17 protein-coding genes are annotated in these 17,879 nt (G+C 71.7%); 8 read left to right on the forward strand and 9 right to left on the reverse strand.

Going from position 1 to position 17,879, the window contains the following annotated elements; all coding sequences use genetic code 11:
* Positions 1-96 precede the first annotated feature (96 nt).
* Complete coding sequence (locus ACZ5U5_RS31800) at positions 97-903, forward strand: SLATT domain-containing protein (protein WP_469028539.1); 807 nt, start codon at positions 97-99, stop codon at positions 901-903.
* A 161-nt stretch (positions 904-1,064) separates the two neighbouring features.
* On the opposite strand, the gene ACZ5U5_RS31805 is transcribed toward ACZ5U5_RS31800, so the two are convergent.
* The 5 genes from ACZ5U5_RS31805 to ACZ5U5_RS31825 all read right to left on the reverse strand — a co-directional run bounded on the left by ACZ5U5_RS31805 (position 1,065) and on the right by ACZ5U5_RS31825 (position 7,443).
* Complete coding sequence (locus ACZ5U5_RS31805; protein ID WP_365829027.1) at positions 1,065-1,715, reverse strand: hypothetical protein; 651 nt, start codon at positions 1,713-1,715, stop codon at positions 1,065-1,067.
* A gap of 99 nt (positions 1,716-1,814) precedes the next feature.
* Positions 1,815-4,265 carry a dolichyl-phosphate beta-glucosyltransferase gene (locus ACZ5U5_RS31810; RefSeq protein WP_469028542.1) on the reverse strand — a complete coding sequence of 817 codons (2,451 nt, stop codon included), beginning with the start codon at positions 4,263-4,265 and terminating at the stop codon, positions 1,815-1,817.
* Positions 4,262-4,975, reverse strand: a complete 714-nt coding sequence (locus ACZ5U5_RS31815; RefSeq protein WP_469028545.1) for a GntR family transcriptional regulator — start codon at positions 4,973-4,975, stop codon at positions 4,262-4,264. Before ACZ5U5_RS31815 ends, ACZ5U5_RS31810 begins: the two co-directional genes overlap by 4 nt.
* A 330-nt stretch (positions 4,976-5,305) precedes the next feature.
* On the reverse strand, positions 5,306-6,673 hold the full coding sequence (locus ACZ5U5_RS31820; protein WP_469028547.1) for an aminotransferase class III-fold pyridoxal phosphate-dependent enzyme: 1,368 nt from the start codon (positions 6,671-6,673) through the stop codon (positions 5,306-5,308).
* A gap of 275 nt (positions 6,674-6,948) precedes the next feature.
* Positions 6,949-7,443, reverse strand: coding sequence for a hypothetical protein (locus ACZ5U5_RS31825; protein ID WP_469028549.1), 495 nt, complete (start codon positions 7,441-7,443; stop codon positions 6,949-6,951).
* A 72-nt stretch (positions 7,444-7,515) separates the two neighbouring features.
* Here ACZ5U5_RS31825 and ACZ5U5_RS31830 point away from each other — a divergent pair, with 72 nt between their 5' ends.
* Together ACZ5U5_RS31830 and ACZ5U5_RS31835 are read left to right on the forward strand one after the other, a co-directional pair.
* Positions 7,516-8,244, forward strand: coding sequence for a response regulator transcription factor (locus ACZ5U5_RS31830; RefSeq protein WP_469028552.1), 729 nt, complete (start codon positions 7,516-7,518; stop codon positions 8,242-8,244).
* Complete coding sequence (locus ACZ5U5_RS31835) at positions 8,244-9,635, forward strand: sensor histidine kinase (protein ID WP_469028555.1); 1,392 nt, start codon at positions 8,244-8,246, stop codon at positions 9,633-9,635. The genes ACZ5U5_RS31830 and ACZ5U5_RS31835 overlap by 1 nt, the downstream gene beginning before the upstream one ends.
* On the opposite strand, the gene ACZ5U5_RS31840 is transcribed toward ACZ5U5_RS31835, so the two are convergent.
* Positions 9,568-10,380, reverse strand: a complete 813-nt coding sequence (locus ACZ5U5_RS31840; RefSeq protein ID WP_469028557.1) for a VTC domain-containing protein — start codon at positions 10,378-10,380, stop codon at positions 9,568-9,570. The genes ACZ5U5_RS31835 and ACZ5U5_RS31840 overlap by 68 nt on opposite strands.
* Positions 10,377-11,042, reverse strand: a complete 666-nt coding sequence (locus tag ACZ5U5_RS31845; RefSeq protein ID WP_469028559.1) for a DUF4956 domain-containing protein — start codon at positions 11,040-11,042, stop codon at positions 10,377-10,379. The genes ACZ5U5_RS31840 and ACZ5U5_RS31845 overlap by 4 nt, the downstream gene beginning before the upstream one ends.
* 151 nt (positions 11,043-11,193) lie before the next feature.
* Between ACZ5U5_RS31845 and ACZ5U5_RS31850 the strand changes: the two genes are divergently transcribed.
* The 4 genes from ACZ5U5_RS31850 to ACZ5U5_RS31865 all read left to right on the forward strand — a co-directional run bounded on the left by ACZ5U5_RS31850 (position 11,194) and on the right by ACZ5U5_RS31865 (position 15,029).
* Entirely contained in the window at positions 11,194-11,790 is a 597-nt protein-coding gene (locus tag ACZ5U5_RS31850) for a DJ-1/PfpI family protein (RefSeq protein WP_469028562.1), read from the forward strand.
* On the forward strand, positions 11,787-12,353 hold the full coding sequence (locus tag ACZ5U5_RS31855; RefSeq protein WP_469028564.1) for a MarR family winged helix-turn-helix transcriptional regulator: 567 nt from the start codon (positions 11,787-11,789) through the stop codon (positions 12,351-12,353). The genes ACZ5U5_RS31850 and ACZ5U5_RS31855 overlap by 4 nt, the downstream gene beginning before the upstream one ends.
* A gap of 79 nt (positions 12,354-12,432) precedes the next feature.
* Complete coding sequence (locus tag ACZ5U5_RS31860) at positions 12,433-14,409, forward strand: serine/threonine-protein kinase (RefSeq protein WP_469028566.1); 1,977 nt, start codon at positions 12,433-12,435, stop codon at positions 14,407-14,409.
* Positions 14,410-14,447: 38 nt separating this feature from the next.
* The gene (locus ACZ5U5_RS31865; protein ID WP_469028568.1) at positions 14,448-15,029 is read left to right on the forward strand and encodes a substrate-binding domain-containing protein; all 582 of its coding nucleotides are present in this window, start codon (positions 14,448-14,450) and stop codon (positions 15,027-15,029) included.
* 6 nt (positions 15,030-15,035) lie between these two features.
* Here ACZ5U5_RS31865 and ACZ5U5_RS31870 read toward each other — a convergent pair whose 3' ends face one another.
* A complete protein-coding gene (locus ACZ5U5_RS31870) occupies positions 15,036-16,319 on the reverse strand; it encodes an adenylosuccinate synthase (protein ID WP_249588735.1) in 1,284 nt (427 codons plus the stop codon).
* Between the two features lie 131 nt (positions 16,320-16,450).
* On the opposite strand from ACZ5U5_RS31870, the gene ACZ5U5_RS31875 reads away from it, so the two are divergent.
* Positions 16,451-17,311, forward strand: coding sequence for a diacylglycerol kinase family protein (locus tag ACZ5U5_RS31875; RefSeq protein ID WP_469028571.1), 861 nt, complete (start codon positions 16,451-16,453; stop codon positions 17,309-17,311).
* Positions 17,312-17,342: 31 nt separating this feature from the next.
* Here the strand turns inward: ACZ5U5_RS31875 and ACZ5U5_RS31880 are convergent, their stop codons facing one another.
* Positions 17,343-17,864 (reverse strand): GbsR/MarR family transcriptional regulator, encoded by a 522-nt coding sequence (locus ACZ5U5_RS31880; protein ID WP_469028574.1) that lies wholly within the window; start codon positions 17,862-17,864, stop codon positions 17,343-17,345.
* Positions 17,865-17,879: the final 15 nt, after the last annotated feature.

Raw genomic sequence — 17,879 nt, forward strand, 5'->3', positions numbered from 1 at the left:
GCGGAAATACTGCGAAAACGGGCTCATGGCCACCCATTGGGCGGTAGGACTGGGGCTGCGCATGCGCACCAACTGTCACAGAAGAGGGAGTGCCGGGTGAGCCAGCCGGAGATGCAGCCCGAGGGGGTGCCCCAGGAGGGGCAGGGTGCCGGGGCGGGTGCGCACCAGGGCGGTCCTGGAGGTGTCCCCGGGGGTGCTCCCGGTGGGGTGCCCGGGGGCGCGGACGGCTCTCGGACCGGGGATCTGACGGGGCGGGCCTTTCCTGTCGGCGACTGGGGCGAGCCCGCCCAGCGGCTCGACGAGCTGTACCGGTGGGTGGAGCGGGGGGCGCTCAACACCGCGGAGTGGTACCTGTCCGACCGGGCCTGGAAGCGGCGCGGGGCGCGGCTCGCGCGGGTGGGGGCGGCGGCGGGGGCCGTGGGCGCGGGGGTTCTTCCGCTGCTCGATCTGGCGGGGGCGGTGGCGGGTGTCGCCACCTGGGGGTTCGTCTCGTTGCTCGCGGGGGCGGCGTGCGTGGCGTGCGACCGGTTCTTCGGGCTCACGTCCGGGTGGATGCGGGACGTGGCCACCGCTCAGGCCGTGCAGCGGCGGCTTCAGGTGTTGCAGTTCGACTGGGCGTCGGAGAGTGTGCGGGAGGTTCTCGGGCCCACCGAGGGGACCGCCAGTGAGGCTGCCGAGCGGTGTCTGGGGGTGCTTCGGCGGTTCTCGGAGGATGTGACGGAGCTTGTGCGGGCCGAGACGGCGGACTGGATGGTGGAGTTTCGGTCGGGGCCTGCGCCGTTGGCCATGCAGGCGGTGGTTCCCGCCTCCCGGGGGGAGGCGGGTGCCTCTCCTGTACGGGCCGCCTTGCCGCCGGGGGCGCGCCCCAACATGCCTCGGCAGCGGCCGCCTGAGCCGCGGTGAGGGGGCTGGCCCCGGGGCCTTGGAGGCGGGGGCGGGGGGGCGAGGGGCGGGACCCTGCGGGGCTTTCCCCGATCCCGCCCCTTCCCGAAACCAGGGGGCTCCGCCCCCTAGGCCCCCGTAACAAGATGTCCTCAAACGCCGGACGGGCTGAAACGTAGTGGTCAGCTGTAGATGATCATTGAGCCCTGGGCCAGGCTTCGGGTCGTTGCCGCGTGCAGGCCCAGCCATACGTGGCGTTCCCTTGCGAAGGGGCTGGCGTCCGGTGGGGCCGGGGCCGCCGGTTCCTCCAGGGAGGTGGGGGCCTCGGGCGGGGTCGGGGGGCGAGGCGGGTTGGCCGCGTCGATGCCGATGGACGGGGCCACGAACTCCAGTTCCCGGAGCAGCGCCTGGGACGAGCCCAACGGCCCGCCGCCCGACAGAAGTTCGTCGTTCGAGAGCGGTGCGGGGAAGTCGACGGGGACGTACGCCCCCGCATGGTCGTAGTGCCAGACCAGATGCGACTGCTGGGCCGTCGCGTCGAACATCTCCAGCAACTGCTCGTAGTCCCCGCCCAGTTCGTCCACCGGCGTGACCTCAAGGCCGCAGACCTGGAGCAGGTACGCCCGGCGCAGGAAGTGCAGCGCGTCGTAGTCGAAGCCCGCGACCGGGGCCACGTCCCCGGAGAGACCCGGCATGTAGGCGAAGACGGGAACGGGCGGCAGACCGGCCTCGTGCAGCGCCTTGTCGTACGTCGCGATCTCCTCCGCGAAGGGGTTGTCGGGGCTGTGGCACAGCACGTCGACGAGCGGGACCAGCCACAGGTCACAGGCCAAGGGTGCTCCTCAGGTCAGGCTCAAAGGCTCATACTCGGGCGGCATATCGGACGTCGGATGTGTCTCACGTGCAGGCAGCGTAGTCCGGGCGGGCGCCCCCTAGCTCCCCTTGTGCAGATCCCAGATCCACACCCCGTCTACCCACTTTCCGGGCCGGTCAAGGAGTCCCTCCACCGTCTCCCGCAGTTCGGCGTCGTGCGGTTGTGGGGCGAGGACCAGGACTCCCGCGTTCCAGTACGCCAGATCCTCGCGCGCCGCCCCGCGCCACGCGTCCGTGATCTGCGGGGCGCGGCCCGCCGAGCGGACGTCCCGCAGGAGGTTGGAGGTGTTGCGGGGGGAGGCGCCGTAGATGCCGATGCGGTCCGGGCCCCACGGCCCGTTGAAGTAGCCGCCGGGGAGGGCGAAGCCCAGGTCGGCCGTGGTCTGCCAGTGCAGGGCCTCGGCGCCTGCCGGGTCCGGCAGCGGTATCGGTACGAGGGTCTCGCCCTCGCCCACGTACTCCCGCCACGTCCCGTCGGCGATGAACTCCGGGGGCCTCGCCCGCTCCACCGCCTTCAGCGGCGCCGGCACGATCGGAAGGAGCGCGAGGGCGACCGCGGCCACGCCCGCGTACCGCGCGGCCGTCATGCGGCGCGCGGAGGTGAGGAGGTCGGCCAGCGCGAGCGCCACCAGCATGCCGAGCGCCGGGGCGCACACCATGGCCACCCGCGACTCGATGACCGATTCGAAGAGGGGTGCGTGCGCGAGGGGCGCCCAGGGGCCGGGCAGCACGACGTCCGTCAGCGGGATGCGGAACTTCGGGCCGAGGGAGAGGAAGGCCGCCGCGAGGACCGTGAAGGCCAGCGCCTTCACCACCGTCCGCTCCCAGAGACGCACGACGATCGCGAAGGCAAGCGCGACCAGGGGCCAGCCGTAGAACGCGTTCTGCTCGGTCGGGTTCTGGGAGAGCGCGGACGCCGTCTCCTCGTTGCCCGCCAGCGAGCGTTCCGCGAAGGAGATGAGCGCCAGCGGACTGTTGCCCGCGTTGTCGCCGTGCAGCACGCTCGTGTAGCTCTGCGGCCCGAAGAACTGCCAGTAGAGCGGGAACGCGACCAGCGGCAGGGTCACCGCCACCGCCACGCCGAGGCCGCGCGCCAAGGGGCGGAACGTTTCCCTCGCCACATCGCGGCGCACCACGCCGTACGCCACGGCGAACAGCAGCATGCCCACCGCCGCGAGCAGCAGCGGCTCCTCGCCGAGGAAGATCTGGTACGTCGTGAAGAGCCCGAGGACGACCCCGTCGCGTACGACCCGGGAGCCCCCGCCCTCGCAGAGCCGCAGCGCCCTGTCGATGATCAGCGGGATCATGAACAGGACCATGAAGTTCGGGTGCGCGTGCGCGTGACTGATCATCGGTGGCGCGAAGGCCGCCAGTGCTGCGCCGACGGCTGCCGCGCCCCGGTGGCGTACAAGGCGTTTGCGGATCAGCCGGTACCAGGCGACGGCGGTCGCGGCCAGGCCCAGCGTCATCGCCGCGTTCAGGGTGACCGCCGGGCCGAAGAGCCAGGTCACGGGGGCGAAGGGGACGGAGAGGCCGAGCATGACCGTGTTGGCCATGAGGTTCACGCCGTCGGGAAAGTTCTGCAGATGGGTGAAGAGGGGGTTCTGGAGGTGGCGGATGTTGTCCGCCGTCACCGCGAAGAACCACTCCCACTGATTCTGGTCCTGGAGGGAGTCCGGGAGATAGCGGTCGCCCGGTGCGATCAAGCGGCCCGAGTAGAGGGTGACCGCCATGGCCAGGAAGAGCGCCGCCACGAGCAGGTCCTTCGGGCGGACCGTACGGACCTTGAGCGAGGTCAGCTCGGCAAGGACCTTCACGTAGTCGAACGGGCGGACCTTCGAGCCCTCCTGGTGTGCCCAGCGCACCGGCACCTCGGCGACCGGCCAGCCGGAGCGGCGGAAGTACTGCAGTATCTCGACGTCTATGCCCCAGCCGCGCAGCCGGGACGCGGCGAAGGCCTCGCGGGCGCGGTCGCCGTCGAAGAGCTTGAAGCCGCACTGGGTGTCGCGGACTCCGGGGACGGCGACCGTGCGTATCAGGAAATTGCCGGTACGGCCGAGGAGCTCGCGCAGGCGGTGCTGGTGGGCCTCGATCGTGGCGTCGGCGCCCGCGCGGGAGCCGATCGCGGCCGCGTGGCCGTCGGTGAGCGCCTTGTCGAGGCACTCCAGCTCCTCGATGGGCGCGGCCAGATCGGCGTCGGTGATCAGGACGCGGTCGCCGCGCGAGGCGAGGACGCCGAGGCGCAGGGCGTGGCCCTTGCCGCGGTTGCGGTCGGAGTGGATGAGCCGGACGCGGGGGTCGGCGGCCTCGGCGTCGGCCGCGATGTCGAGGGTGCCGTCGGTGGAGCCGTCGTCCACGACGATCAGCTCCCACCGGGCGCGGTCGCCGTCCGGGTACCCCGCGGACTCCGCGTACTCCGCGTCGAGATACGCCCGGATCGCGGCGAGCGTGGGGGCCAGGCGCCGCTCCTCGTTGTAGGCGGGGACGACGACGGTCAGATCCACGCTCATGCAGCGGCCAGCCGCTCGATGAGGGCGAGTGAGTGGGCGTTGTACTCGTCGATGATCGCGTGCGCGGCCTTGGGGTCGCGGTGCGCGAGGGCGTCGACGAGCTCGGTGTGCCGGGCCCACAGGGTGCCGCGCAGGTCGCCGTCGCCGCGTTCGGCGGCGCGGCGCAGGTAGGTGACGGCGCAGACCCAGGACTGGACGCGGATGCGGTGCAGGAAGTCCGAGAGGTAGGGGTTGCCGAAGAGGGCGCTGAGCTCGCGCCAGAAGCGCAGGTCGTAGCCGATGAGGACGTTCAGGTCGCCCGCGCAGGCGGCGCGCGCCGCCTCCTCGCCGCGACGGCGTACGGAGATCAGCGCGGCGGTCGTTTCCTTCTGGCTCTTGGGGCCCAGCGGGGTGCCGTTCCTCGCGAGGTCGCGGAAGATCCCGTCGGCGACGAGGCCGCGGGCCTCCAGCATGCCGCGGTAGTCGGCGAGGGAATGCTCGTGGACGCGGTAGCCGCGGTGCTGGTCGGCGTCCAGGAGGCCCTGCGCGGCGAGGTTCACCAGGGCCTCGCGGACCGGGGTCGCGGAGACGCCGTACTGCTCGGCGATCTCCTTGACGGTGAACTCCTGCCCCGGCTCCAGACGGCCGCCGAGGATCTCGTCGCGCAGCGCGTCGGCGATCTGCTGGCGCAGAGTGCTGCGGATGACGGCGGAGCCGTCGGTGCCGGGCATCTGGGTTCCCTCGCGGAGTCGTCTTGGCGGTCGTCGTTCGCTTACGAGCACGTCAGACTACGCGGTCGGGGTTCCCGGGGGCGGAGGCCGTTCTCCCGGGGCGGGGCCGCTTCCGGGTGCGGGCCGTTTCTTCCTGGCCGCCGCTTCGCGGCGGATCTTTGCCCGCCCGCCCAGCCGATTGCCCTGCGGCGTTACGGGTGGGCGGGTCGGGTGATCCGCCGCGAGGCGGCGGCTGCGGTCCCGGGTGGGGCCTACCCGCAGCAGCCCCTCAGACGCAGGCAGCCCGCCCACGGCAGGGGGCTGGACCCCGGCAGGGGGCTGGACCCCGGGTCAGGACACGTGTTCGTCGGCCACGCTCAGCGCAGCGTCCAGCGCCGCGAGGCCCTCCTTGGCCTCCGTGTCCGTGATGTTGCACGGAGGAACCACGTGGGTGCGGTTCATGTTGATGAACGGCCACAGGCCCTGCTTCTTCGCGGCGGCGCCGAACGCGGCCATCGGGGCGTTCGCCTCGCCCGTGGCGTTGTACGGGACGAGGGGCTCGCGGGTCTCCTTGTCCTTGACCAGGTCGAGGGCCCAGAACATGCCGAGGCCACGGACCTCGCCGACGCTCGGGTGCCGCGCGGCGAGCTCCGCGAGGGCGGGGGCGATGATCTCCGTGCCGACGCGGGCCGCGTTCTCGACGACGCCCTCGTCCTCCATGACGTTGATCGTCGCGACGGCGGCGGCGCAGGCCAGGGGGTGCCCGGAGTACGTGAGACCGCCCGGGTAGGGCCTGCGGGCGAACGTCTCGGCGATGGCCGAGGAGATCGCGACGCCGCCGAGCGGGACGTAACCGGAGTTCACGCCCTTGGCGAAGGTGAGCAGGTCGGGCACGATCCCGCCGTCGAAGTGATCGGCGGCGAACCACTTGCCAGTGCGGCCGAAGCCCGCCATCACCTCGTCGAGGACGAAGACGATGCCGTGGCGGTCGCAGATCTCGCGTACGCCCTTGAGGTAGCCCGGCGGCGGGGTCATGATGCCGGCCGTGCCCGGGACGGTTTCGAGGATGATCGCCGCGATCGTCTGCGGGCCCTCGAAGGCGATGGTGTCCTCGAGGTGCTGGAGGGCGCGCTCGCACTCCTGCTGCTCGTTCTCGGCGTAGAAGGGGCTGCGGTAGAGGAACGGCGCCCAGAAGTGGACGACGCCCGACGTGCCGTTGTCGGAGGCCCAGCGGCGGGGGTCGCCGGTGAGGTTGATCGCGGTGGAGGTGCCGCCGTGGTACGAGCGGTAGGCGGAGAGGACCTTGGGGCGGCCGGTGTGCAGGCGCGCCATGCGGGTCGCGTTCTCCACGGCCTCGGCGCCGCCGTTGGTGAAGAAGATCTTGTCGAGGTCGCCGGGGGTCCGCTCGGCGATGAGGCGTGCGGCCTCGGAGCGGGCTTCCACGGCGAAGGCGGGGGCGAAGGTCGTCATCTCCGCCGCCTGCTTCTGGATGGCGGCGACGACCTTGGGGTGCTGGTATCCGATGTTGGTGAAGACGAGGCCGCTGGTGAAGTCGAGGTAGCGGTTGCCGTCGTAGTCCCAGAAGTACGAGCCCTCGGCGCCGGCTACGGCGAGGGGGTCGATCAGCTCCTGTGCGGACCAGGAGTGGAACACGTGCGCGCGGTCTGCTGCCTTGACGGCGGCGCCGACCTGGGGGTTCGGGTTCGGCTGAGGGGTCATGTGGGCGAGGGTAAATGTCCACGATGCGGATGGGACATGGGCGGTGTGTTTTGCGGGGGTCGGGGGGACTGGACAGTATGTCGGGCCTTGCCTTGTCTGGCCCCTGGGCCTTGGGGTGGTCCGAACTGCTTTCTCCCCGACCCCGCCCCTTCCCGAAAACCCACTCGGCGCGGGGGCCCATCCTGGTCGCTGCCCATCACCGGCTTCGCCGCGTTCGTCCTCAAACGCCGGACGGGCTGAAAACCCAGCCGCCGGACGGGCTGGAACAGGCTGGATCAGTCATCCGCCACCACCTTCGCCCGCGGCTCGCCCCCCTCCCCGCAGCGGATCTCGTACGGCAGATCGTCCCGGTCCTCGTCGTCATCGCTCGGTTCCGCCTCCAGGCGGGCCACCGCGGCCGGGCCCCGTTCCACGTCGTCGTCGATGTGGAAACCGTCCGCCGGGCTCCACGAGACGAGGTACACCGTGCCGTCAGAACGGCACTCGACCGTCGCCGTGCCGCCCGTGAACCGCAGGGTCGACCGGTCGGAGGGCTTCTTTGCCGGCGCGCTCGGTTTGCCCGAGGACGGGGGCGCGGACGTGGACGCGGAGGGTTGTGCTGACGCCGACGTCGCCGCCAGCGCCCTTTCCACCGCGGCCTCGTCCAGCGGACGGCTGTGTGCCGCTCCGCCGCTGTCCGCAGTGGCCAACTGCCAGGCGCCGAGCGCCCCGGCGGCCGTACCCACCGCCACCCATGCCGCGGTCACCACCGCGCTCCGCCACTTCCTCATCGGGCCACTGTGCCGCACAGTTTCCTAACGCCCGGTTAAGAGCTGCCCAAAGCACCTGACTACGGTGGATGTATGGCCCATCTTCTTGTCGTGGAGGACGATCCCCAGCTGCGCGGTGCCCTGGTGCGGGCCCTGCGCGACAAAGGGCACGCCGTCGCCACCGCGCCCAGCGGCATGGCGGGCCTGGACGCGGCGGTCACCCACCGCCCCGACCTCGTCGTGCTCGACCTGGGGCTGCCGGACGTGGACGGCGGGCAGGTCCTTCGCATGCTGCGTGCCGTCAGCGACGTACCCGTCATCGTCGCGACCGCGCGCGACGACGAGCCGGAGATGGTGGCGATCCTTGAGGGCGGGGCCGACGACTACATCGTCAAGCCGTTCGGTGCCGCCCAGTTGGACGCCCGCGTCAAGGCCGTCCTGCGGCGGCTCGGCGCGGCCGATGCGGCGGAGGAGCCCCTGCGGGTCGGGGGTCTGGCCATCGACCCGGCCTCTCGCGAAGTCACCCTGGATGACCGCGCCCTGGACCTCACCCCGCGCGAGTTCGACCTGCTCACCTACCTCGCGCACCGCCCCGGCCAGGTGATATCCCGCCGCGAACTCCTCGCCGAGGTGTGGCAACAGCCCCTGGGCGGCGCCGACAAGACGGTCGACGTCCACCTCTCCTGGCTCCGCAGAAAACTCGGCGAGACGGCCCAGGCCCCGCGCTACCTCCATACGGTCCGCACGGTGGGCGTGAAGCTGACCCCACCGGAGGCGCCGGACGGTGCGGCACTCCCCGCCCAAGGCCCCGGGGCCCGCTGATGCGCCGCAGGCTTCTCCTCCTCACCGCTGCCACCACCGCCCTCGTGCTCACCGCCCTCCTCGTGCCGCTCACCCTGCTCACCCGCACCCACGCCGCCGACCGCACCACCGCCGAGGCCACCGCTCGGGCCCAGTGGGTGGCGCATGCGCTCGGGCCCGCCCTCGCGGGACCCGACGAGCGCGAGACCGCCGAGCAGACCGTGGAGAGCGTCAACACCCAGGATCTGCCGACCACTTCCATCGTTCTCGGGGACGGCACCGTCATCGGGCCAGGACCCCGGGGGCGCGCCTCGGACGCCGTCCGTCTGGCCCGCACCGGTCGCGCCTTCACCTACGAGCCCTCCACCGGCGGCCGTCAGGTCCTCGTCCCCGTCCAGGGCGCGACCGGCGGCACCGCGGTCGTGCAGGTCACGGTGACCGAGCGGCAGTTGTACGCGGGCACCATGACGTCCTGGCTTGTGCTCGCCGGGATCGGGGTCGGCCTCGTGCTCATCGGGCTGCTCCTCGCCGACCGGCTCGGTGCCCGTCTGGTCGGCGCCACCCGCCGGCTCGCCGGCACCGCGGACCGTCTCGCCGCGGGCGACCTCACCGCACGCGCCACTCCCGAGGGCCCGCCCGAACTGCGCCTGGTCGCGGGCGAGCTGAACCGCCTGGCCACCCGCATCGACGAACTCCTGGCCGCCGAGCGCGAGAACGCCGCCGACCTCGCCCACCGCCTGCGCACCCCTGTAGCCGCCCTGCGCCTGGACGCCGAGACCCTCCTCGCCCGCAGCGACTCCGAGGAGGCGCACCGCATCGCCGCGGACGTCGCCGCCCTGGAGCGCAGTGTCGACGACGTGATCCGCAAGGCCCGTCGGCCCTTCCGGGACGCCCCGTACGCGGACCTGGCGGCCGTGGCCCGCGAACGTGCCACGTTCTGGCTGCCGTTGGCCGAGGATCAGGGGCGTACGACCGAGATCGAAACGGCAGGGATCGACACGGCAGGGAAGGCCACGCGCCCCGTTTCCGTACCCGTCCCGGTACCCGTCCCCGTTCCCGAGGACGACCTCGCCGCCGCCATCGACGCCCTCATCGGCAACGTCCTGGACCACACCCCCCAGGGCACCCCGTTCCGCATCACCGTCCGCACCGGCCCGGCGGGTGGCCCCGAGCTCACCGTCGCCGACGAAGGCCCCGGCCTCCCGCCCACGTACGCGGCCGAACGCGGCACAAGCGGCGGCGGCTCCACCGGTCTCGGCCTGGACATCGCGCGCCGCACGGCCGAGGACGCCGGCGGCACCTTCGACATCACGTCGGACGCCACCCGCGGCACCCGCGTGACCCTCACCTTCCCGCAGTCGCCCCCGCGGCCCGCGGAAACGCGACCCGGACGGCCCGAGCCCACCGGTTGACCCCCAGCTCGGGGCGCAGCGCGGCGAACCCGCCGCAGTACTTCGTGAACTCCGCGGCCCGCACCCCGTACCGGTGCAGGACCCGGTCCGCCTCCGTCAGGTGGCCCTGTGTCTTGGTCTCCACCAGGACGAGCCCGGAGTCCGCCGCCACCGACCGCCCGGTGGCCACGTCCCGCACGACGAGCCCCGCGTCGCACGTGATCCGCTGTCCGTCGGCCACGAAGGTCGCCCGCTGGTACTCGGTGACCAGCGCCGTGGTCAGCCCGCCGGGCGCCTCGATCCCGTACGACCCGCGCAGCACCCCCGCGAGGAACCCTTGCCGCTCGGCGTCGAGCACGCGGTCCTCGCCCTGAAGGCGCTGACGGTGCTTGACCGTCTCGCCGCGGCCGCTCTTCAGCTTGATCTCGAACTGCCGCTCGCCGCTGTCCTGGTAGACCCGCTCCCGGATGCGGTAGCGCAGCCGTCTGCCCTGCCGGTGGTGGTGGTAGGTGAGGAGTTCGGGGGTGTCGTAGTACGTCGAGTGGTAGCTGAACCAGCGCTTTCCGCCGATGCTCAGGGCCCGGAACGGGCCCGAGGCACGGCGCGGGTCCGTGAGCAGCGCCGCCAGGTCGTCGAAGATCTCGACCGGCACGAGGTAGCTGTTGTCGTAGCGGGCGAGCAGTTCGGCCCGCGCGTTGACCTCGTCGAGCGAGATGGGGTGCGCGGCGAGCGCGGCCCGTCCGATGGCGCGTACGGCGGGGTTCACACGGTCTCCTTCTGGTGGGGGACGGCAGGCGTGCGGGACCGGGTCGTGCGGCGTCGTGGTGCTGTACGTACGAACTCCCCGGCCCGCTCGGAAGGTTCCGGTTGCCGGAAACGGACTTCCAGAACCATCAGGTCCCGTACGTAGTCGACCTCGCGGACGTTCCAGCCGAGCGGCTGCCCGAGGCGCCGCGCCAGTTCGGCGCGGAGCGCGGTCTCCTCGCGGTACACGGCGTCCAGGGTGACGACCGCGCGCCGGTCACCGGCGAAGAGGCGGGGGTGGTCGGCGCCGTACATCACCAGGAGCAGTACGGCCGCGAGCCCGGCGGCGACCGGGAGATCCAGGCCCGGAAGTCCGCAGAGGAGGCCCAGGACGAGGGTGATGAAGTAGTACGCCACTTCCTGGTGCTGCAGTGCGTCCGAGCGGAGCCGCACGATCGAGAGCACCCCGAAGAGCCCGAACCCGAGGGCGAGCCCGCCGTTGCCGCCGGCGCTCGCGAGGGCGGAGACGACCGCGAAGAGCGCGACGTTCAGGGCGAGATAAGCGGGGACCAACTCCCTTCTGCGGTGCCGTGGATAGAAGACCCCGAAGGTCAGAAGGGTCACGGCCACCAGGTCGAGGCCGAGGTGGGCGGCCATCTGTCCGAGGTTCTCTGCGCTGTCCATGACCAGGACGCTAGGGACCGGCGGGTTAAGGGCGCCCCCGGTGAGGGTTAACGAGCTGGAGCCGGGCCTTCGCGGATCATTGACAGCATGCTGTCGAGATGACAGCATGCTTACACAACAGCACGCCGGAGCTCAGCCAACGGAGGCAGCCATGTCCCGCAAGCCCGTGCACCTCGCCGTTTACGACACGCTCGCCGACTGGGAGCCCGGCTTCGCCACGGCGTTCCTCGCCCGCGCCGGGTACGAGATCCGTACCGTCGCCGCCGACCCGTCGGCCCTCGTCACCACGGCGGGCGGTGTCCGCATCCAGCCCGACGTGGCCCTCGCCGACCTGCGGCCCGAGGACAGCGCGCTGCTGATCCTGCCGGGCGCCGACCTGTGGGACGCGGGCGACGACCTCGCCCCCTTCGGCCGCGCGGCCCGCGCCTTCCTCGACGCGGACGTCCCGGTCGCCGCGATCTGCGGGGCCACCGCGGGCCTCGCCAGGGAGGGGCTGCTCGACGACCGCGCGCACACCAGCGCGGTGTCGTTCTACCTGGCGGTCACCGGCTACAAGGGCGGCGAGCGGTACGTGGACGTGGACGCCGTCACCGACGGCGGGCTGACCACGGCGGGGCCGACCGAGCCGGTGGCCTTCGCGCGCGAGATCCTCGGGCGGCTCGGCGCCTTCGAGGGCGCGAAGCTCGACGCCTGGTACCGCCTGTTCCACGACTCGGACGCTTCGGCTTACGAGGTGCTCGAATCGTGAGCGACGACGCGGACCGCGGGGTGCGGGAGCAGCAGGAGCTGTTCTCCCGTACCGCCCTCGGGGTCTTCAGGCTCAACGGACAGTTCCTCTCCGTGGCCGACGAGTTGGCGAAGCCGGGCGGGCTCACCGCCGCCTGGTGGCAGGTGCTCGGCGCCGTCCTGCGCGAGCCCCTGCCCGTGGCCGGGATCGCCCGTTCGATGGGCATCACCCGGCAGAGCGTGCAGCGCATCGCCGATCTGCTCGTGCGGCGCGGCCTCGCCGAGTACGTGCCGAACCCCGCCCACCGCCGCGCCAAGCTCCTGCGCCCCACGGACGAGGGCCTGGCCGCCGTCCGCAGGATCAGCCCCGGCCACGCGGACGTGGCCGCGCGGCTCGCGGAAGCGCTCGGCGAGGAGGAATTCGCGCAGATCGTACGGGTATTGGATCGGCTTACCGAAGTGCTGGCCGAGAAAATCCTCCCCGGCATGGAAGGAAATACGGCGGCGGACACGGCGGTGGACCCGACGGCGGATGCGGCGGCGGATACGGCGGCGGATGCGGAACAACCCGTTACGGAGCCGTAGCAGGCAGTCCGCACCCCGATGTCCTACCGCCCCACTATCCTCGATCTGTTGCACACCAACGGGGGAGGTCGGCGCGGCGATGGAGAAACTGGGTTCCGGGGATCCGCAGCGAATAGGCGCCTATCGACTGCTCGCGCGACTCGGCGCGGGCGGCATGGGGCACGTCTATCTCGCGCGGTCCGACCGAGGGCGGACGGTCGCGGTGAAGCTCGTGCGGGAAGAACTCGCCGAGCAGGAGGAGTTCAGGAACCGCTTCCGGCAGGAGGTCCTTGCGGCGCGGCGGGTCGGCGGCGCGTGGACGGCGCCGGTGCTCGACGCGGACACCGAGGCGACGATCCCCTGGCTGGCCACGGGATATGTGGCGGGCCCCTCCCTGCAGAGCGTCATCTCGCAGGACCACGGGCCGCTGCCCGAGCGGTCCGTGAAGATCCTGGCGGCCGGGCTCGCCAACGCGCTCAAGGACATCCACGCGGCGGGCCTCATCCACCGCGACCTCAAGCCGTCGAACGTGCTCGTCACGATCGACGGACCGCGCGTCATCGACTTCGGCATCGCCCGCGCCCTCGAAACCGTGACCGACGGCGGCCTGACCCGCACCGGCGCGCTCGTCGGTTCGCCCGGCTTCATGGCGCCCGAGCAGGTGCGGGGCGACCGGATCACGCCGGCCTGTGACGTGTTCTGCCTGGGTTCGGTCCTCGCGTACGCGGCTTCGGGCGCGCTGCCGTTCGGCACGGCCAACAGCGGCGTGCACGCGATGATGTTCCGTATCGCGCAGGAGGAACCGGACCTCCAGGGGCTGCCGGAGGAGCTGGCCGAGCTGGTCGGCGACTGCCTGCGCAAGAACCCCGCCGACCGGCCGACGCTGGGACAGCTCCTGGAGCGGACGGGGGCCGAGGACACGCTCGGCGACGGCGGCCGGACGCGTGACCCCTGGCTGCCGGGCGGGCTGGTGGCCCAATTGGGGCGCCATGCCGTCCAGTTGCTCGACACGGAGAATCCGGACGAGGGCGGTGCGGAGGCGTCGTCCGCTAAGGACTCTGCGACCAAGGACCCTGCGGCGAAGGGTCCCGATGCGCCGGTCTCGCTCGCGCCGCCGAAGGAGCTGGCCGCGGGGAGCGGGGGCGCCGCAGCAGCCGCAGCCTCCGCCTCCCCTGAAGGGAACGGTGCCGGGCCAGGGCCCGTCGCCGGTGACACCCCGCCGCCGCCGGGCAGGCCGGGCGCGGCGACCCCCTTGGACCACCTCCCCACGATGATCACCGGGCAGACCCCGCCGCCCACTCCCCCGCCAGGACAGGCGTACGGCTATCCCCAGCAGCACCCCCAGGCCCAGCAGCAGCATCCCCAGCAACCACCGCCGCCCGGCTACGGCTACCCCCAGCAGGGGCCGTACGGCCCCACGCCTCCCTACGGGCCCACACCTCCGTACGGCCCCCTCGTCCACCCCCAGGGCGAGCCCCCGCGTCGCAGCAGCCGCTCCACCGCCGCGCTCATCGCGGTCGCCGTCATAGTGGCCATAGGAGCGGGCGGCACGGTGTACGCGGTGATGAAGGGCGAGGGCGGCACGAAGGCGGGCAGCACGAGCTCCGGCTCGCCGTCCAACAGCGCGCCTTCGACGCCGGGCACGCCCTCCGAGGAGGGTTCATCGGAGCCCGATGACCCGCCCACGTCCCCGGCGTCCGAGGACAAGGGCAAGGCCGAGGACGGCGCGGTCCCGGACAAGTTCCTCGGCACGTGGAGCGGGTCCATCCAGAACGACCTGGGCAGCAACTCCCGTCAGCTCGTCCTCCAGCAGGGCGAGGTCGGCGACACCGTCATCTCGATCACGGCGGACGGTCCGACCGACACGGGCGGCACGTATCACTGCGTGTTCCAGGGCAAGTTGGAGTCGGCGAGCGGCAACACCCTGCGCATCGGGCCGACGGACGTGATCGTCGGCCAGCCCGCGAGCTCCTGCAGGCCGGGCCAGGCGAGCACGGTGACGCTGCTCTCGAACGGCAGGCTGCACCGCGAGAACACGGGCACGGACAAGGGCCTCACGTACGACAAGGAGGGCTGACCGAGCCGCTGACGAGGAGGGCTGAACCAGCCGACAGGGTGCCGGTCAAGAACCTCTCCACGAGGGACGTACGCCGCCTCTTCACCGGCGAGATCCGCAACTGGAAGGAGCTGCGGGGCGGCCCCGACCTGCCGGTGGTCCTGGTCAGCCGGGGGTCGAGCTCCGGCACGCGGGTCACCCTCCAGCAACGGGTCCTCAAGGGCGCACCGGAGATCCAGGAGTCATCGAGCGACTGCCTGACGAGGGACATCGGCCCCCGGGCGCCGGTGATCCGCTGCGAACTCGACTCCACGGAACAGGTCCTGGACACGGTCGCCGCCACCCCGGGCGCGGTCGGCTACAGCGAGCTGCGGGACACAGCCACTCTCAAGGGCGTGCACCGCGTGAGCCTGGACGGCCACACGCCGTCCGTCGACCACATCCAGTCCAGCGGCTACCCGTACCGCGAGATCGAGTACGCCTACACCTACGGCAGCCCGCCCGCCGACTCGCTCGCGTCGAGCTTCCTCGCGTACGCGATCCGCGGGAACGGGCAGGACGTGGTCCGCACCCACGGGCATCTGCCGTGCCAGACGCCCGTGGGACTGCGGATGTGCGGGGAGAACCGGTCCGCTGGATGAGAACCGCTAGATGAACGAGTTGATCTCGATCGTCTCCGTGCGGCCAGGACCCACGCCGATCGCGGAGATCGGGGCGCCGGACATCTCCTCCAGGGCCTTCACGTAACCCTGCGCGTTCTTCGGCAGGTCGGAGAAGGTCTGGGCCTTGGTGATGTCCTCGGACCAGCCGGGGAGGTACTCGTAGACGGGCTTCGCGTGGTGGAAGTCCGTCTGGTTGTACGGGAGTTCCTCGACGCGCTTGCCGTCGATCTCGTACGCGACGCAGACCGGGATCTGCTCCCAGCCCGTCAGGACGTCCAGCTTCGTGAGGAAGAAGTCCGTCAGGCCGTTCACACGGGTCGCGTAACGGGCGATCGGTGCGTCGAACCAGCCGCAGCGGCGGTCACGGCCGGTGGTGACACCGCGCTCGCCGCCGATGCGGCGCAGGTCCTCGCCGTCCTGGTCGAAGAGCTCGGTCGGGAACGGGCCCGCGCCGACACGCGTGGTGTACGCCTTCAGGATGCCGATGACGCGGCTGATCTTCGTCGGGCCGACGCCCGTACCCGTGCAGGCGCCGCCCGCGGTCGGGTTCGAGGAGGTGACGAAGGGGTACGTGCCGTGGTCCACGTCCAGGAGGGTGCCCTGGCCGCCCTCGAAGAGGACGACCTTGTCCTCGTCGAGCGCGTTGTTGAGGATCAGCGTGGTGTCGGCGACGTACTGCTTGATGTTCTCGCCGTGCTCCAGGAGCTGCTCGACGATCTGGCCGACCTCGATGGCGCGGCGGTTGTAGAGCTTGGTGAGGAGCTGGTTCTTGACCTCGAGGGCCGCCTCGACCTTCTGCTCCAGGATCGACTGGTCGTAGAGGTCCTGGACGCGGATGCCGGTGCGGTTGATCTTGTCGGCGTACGTCGGGCCGATGCCGCGGCCGGTCGTGCCGATCTTGCGCTTGCCGAGGAAGCGTTCCGTCACCTTGTCGACGGTCACGTTGTACGGCGTGATGATGTGCGCGTTACCGCTGATCAGCAGCTTCGACGTGTCGACGCCGCGCTCGTTCAGACCGCTCAGCTCGGAGAGCAGGACCGACGGGTCGACGACGACTCCGTTGCCGATGACAGGCACGCAGTCCGGGGAGAGAATCCCGGAAGGGAGGAGATGCAGCGCGTACTTCTGGTCGCCTACGACGACCGTGTGGCCGGCATTGTTGCCGCCCTGGTATCGCACCACATAGTCCACGGAGCCACCGAGCAGGTCGGTGGCCTTTCCCTTGCCTTCGTCACCCCACTGAGCACCGAGCAGCACAAGTGCGGGCACAGGCGTACACCCCTTCCGGGCGGGGCATGTCCAAGGTCAGGGGCCGTAGCCGCCATATGGGTGTGCCTTGGATGCTGCCCCGGAATAGACGAAGCCCCTGGCGCAATAGCGCAAGGGGCTCTTGCACAAAGATGCTACCCGAGGACTCAGAAAAGGGGCGCACGTTGTCGGCTCGCGACCAGCTGCTAGTCGTCATCGACCCGGTCGCCCGGCGCACGGACGGTGAGTCGGTAAGGATCGCGAAGGATGTGCTCGGTGCGGGCGCGTCCGTTCGCATCTGCCTGCCCGAAGGCCCCGAGGACTTCGCGAAAGCCCTGGCCAGGAGGGGTGCGCGGCGCCCTGTGGTGATCGGTGACGACCGTGCTCTGGCGCGGGCGGTGGGGGTGCTCCACCGGGAGCGGGAGCTGGCTCGATGCGCACTCTCCGTAGTTCCCGTGGGTGCATCGCAGACTCTCGCGCGGGCGCTCGGAGTGCCCGCCGGGGCGGTCGCGGCGGCGCGGGCGGTGCTCGAAGGGGCCGAGCGGCGGCTGGATCTGCTCGTCGACGACCGGGACGGGGTGGTCCTCGGGGAACTGCGGATCCCGCCGGTCGCCGCCTCGGTCGCCGGGGGCATACCGATGGACGGCCACCCGTGGCTGCGGACCTGCCAGTCCTTCGTGCGCACGCTCGCCGCGCGGCCCTCGCGGGTCGCTTCGGCGCCGGGTCCCGCTCCGGCACGGCTGCGGGTGGAGGCCGACGGGCTGCTCGTGGTGGACCTGGACCAGCCGGTCGAGGGGATCGCGGTGAACCCCGCCGAGGACGGCTTCGCCGAGGTGGAGGTGCGCCCCTCGTCGGTGGGCGCCGAGGCGTCACCGCTCCGGGTGCGGGCCCGGACGGTCACGGTGTCGGGGGCGGACTTCCGCTACCGGGCGGACACGGTGGTGGGGGGTCCGGTGCGCACGCGTACGTGGTCGGTGCGGGCCAGTGCCTGGGGCTTGACGCTGCCTCGGTGAGGGCGGCGCACCGGGCTGCTCGCCGGGGGGCCTACTTGCCGAACAGGCTCTCCCGGTGCACCCGCCAGCGTTCCAGCATCTCCGCCAGTTCGTGCTCGACGAACTCGAAGAAGGCGAGTGTCTCGGCCAAGCGGCGCCCGGCCGGGGTGTCGGCGCCCAGGCTGGCGACACCGTCGCTCAGGGCGCTCTCCCAGCGCTTGAGGATGCCGTCACGGTTGGCCAGCGCCTCGTACCACTGGTTGCTGTGCACCCGGAAGATGTCCCGGCGCGAGCCGGGCTCGCGCTCCCGGGACACCATGTGCTGCTGCGTGAGGTAGCGGACCGCGCCCGACACGGCCGCGGGGCTCACCTGGAGCTGCTCGCCGAGCTGCGCCGATGTCAGCGCGCCCGAGTCCGCGGCGAGGAGCGCCGCGAAGATTCTGGCGGGCATCCTCGGCATTCCGGCTTCGACCAGCTGCGAGGCGAACTGTTCGACGAAGCGGCCGACGAGCTCGCCGTCACGATCGCCGTCGCCGTCACGATCGCTCGGCGGCGGCGCTGACTCCTTGGGCATGTGCTGATCATCTCC

The organism is Streptomyces sp. NPDC033177, assembly GCF_055577715.1.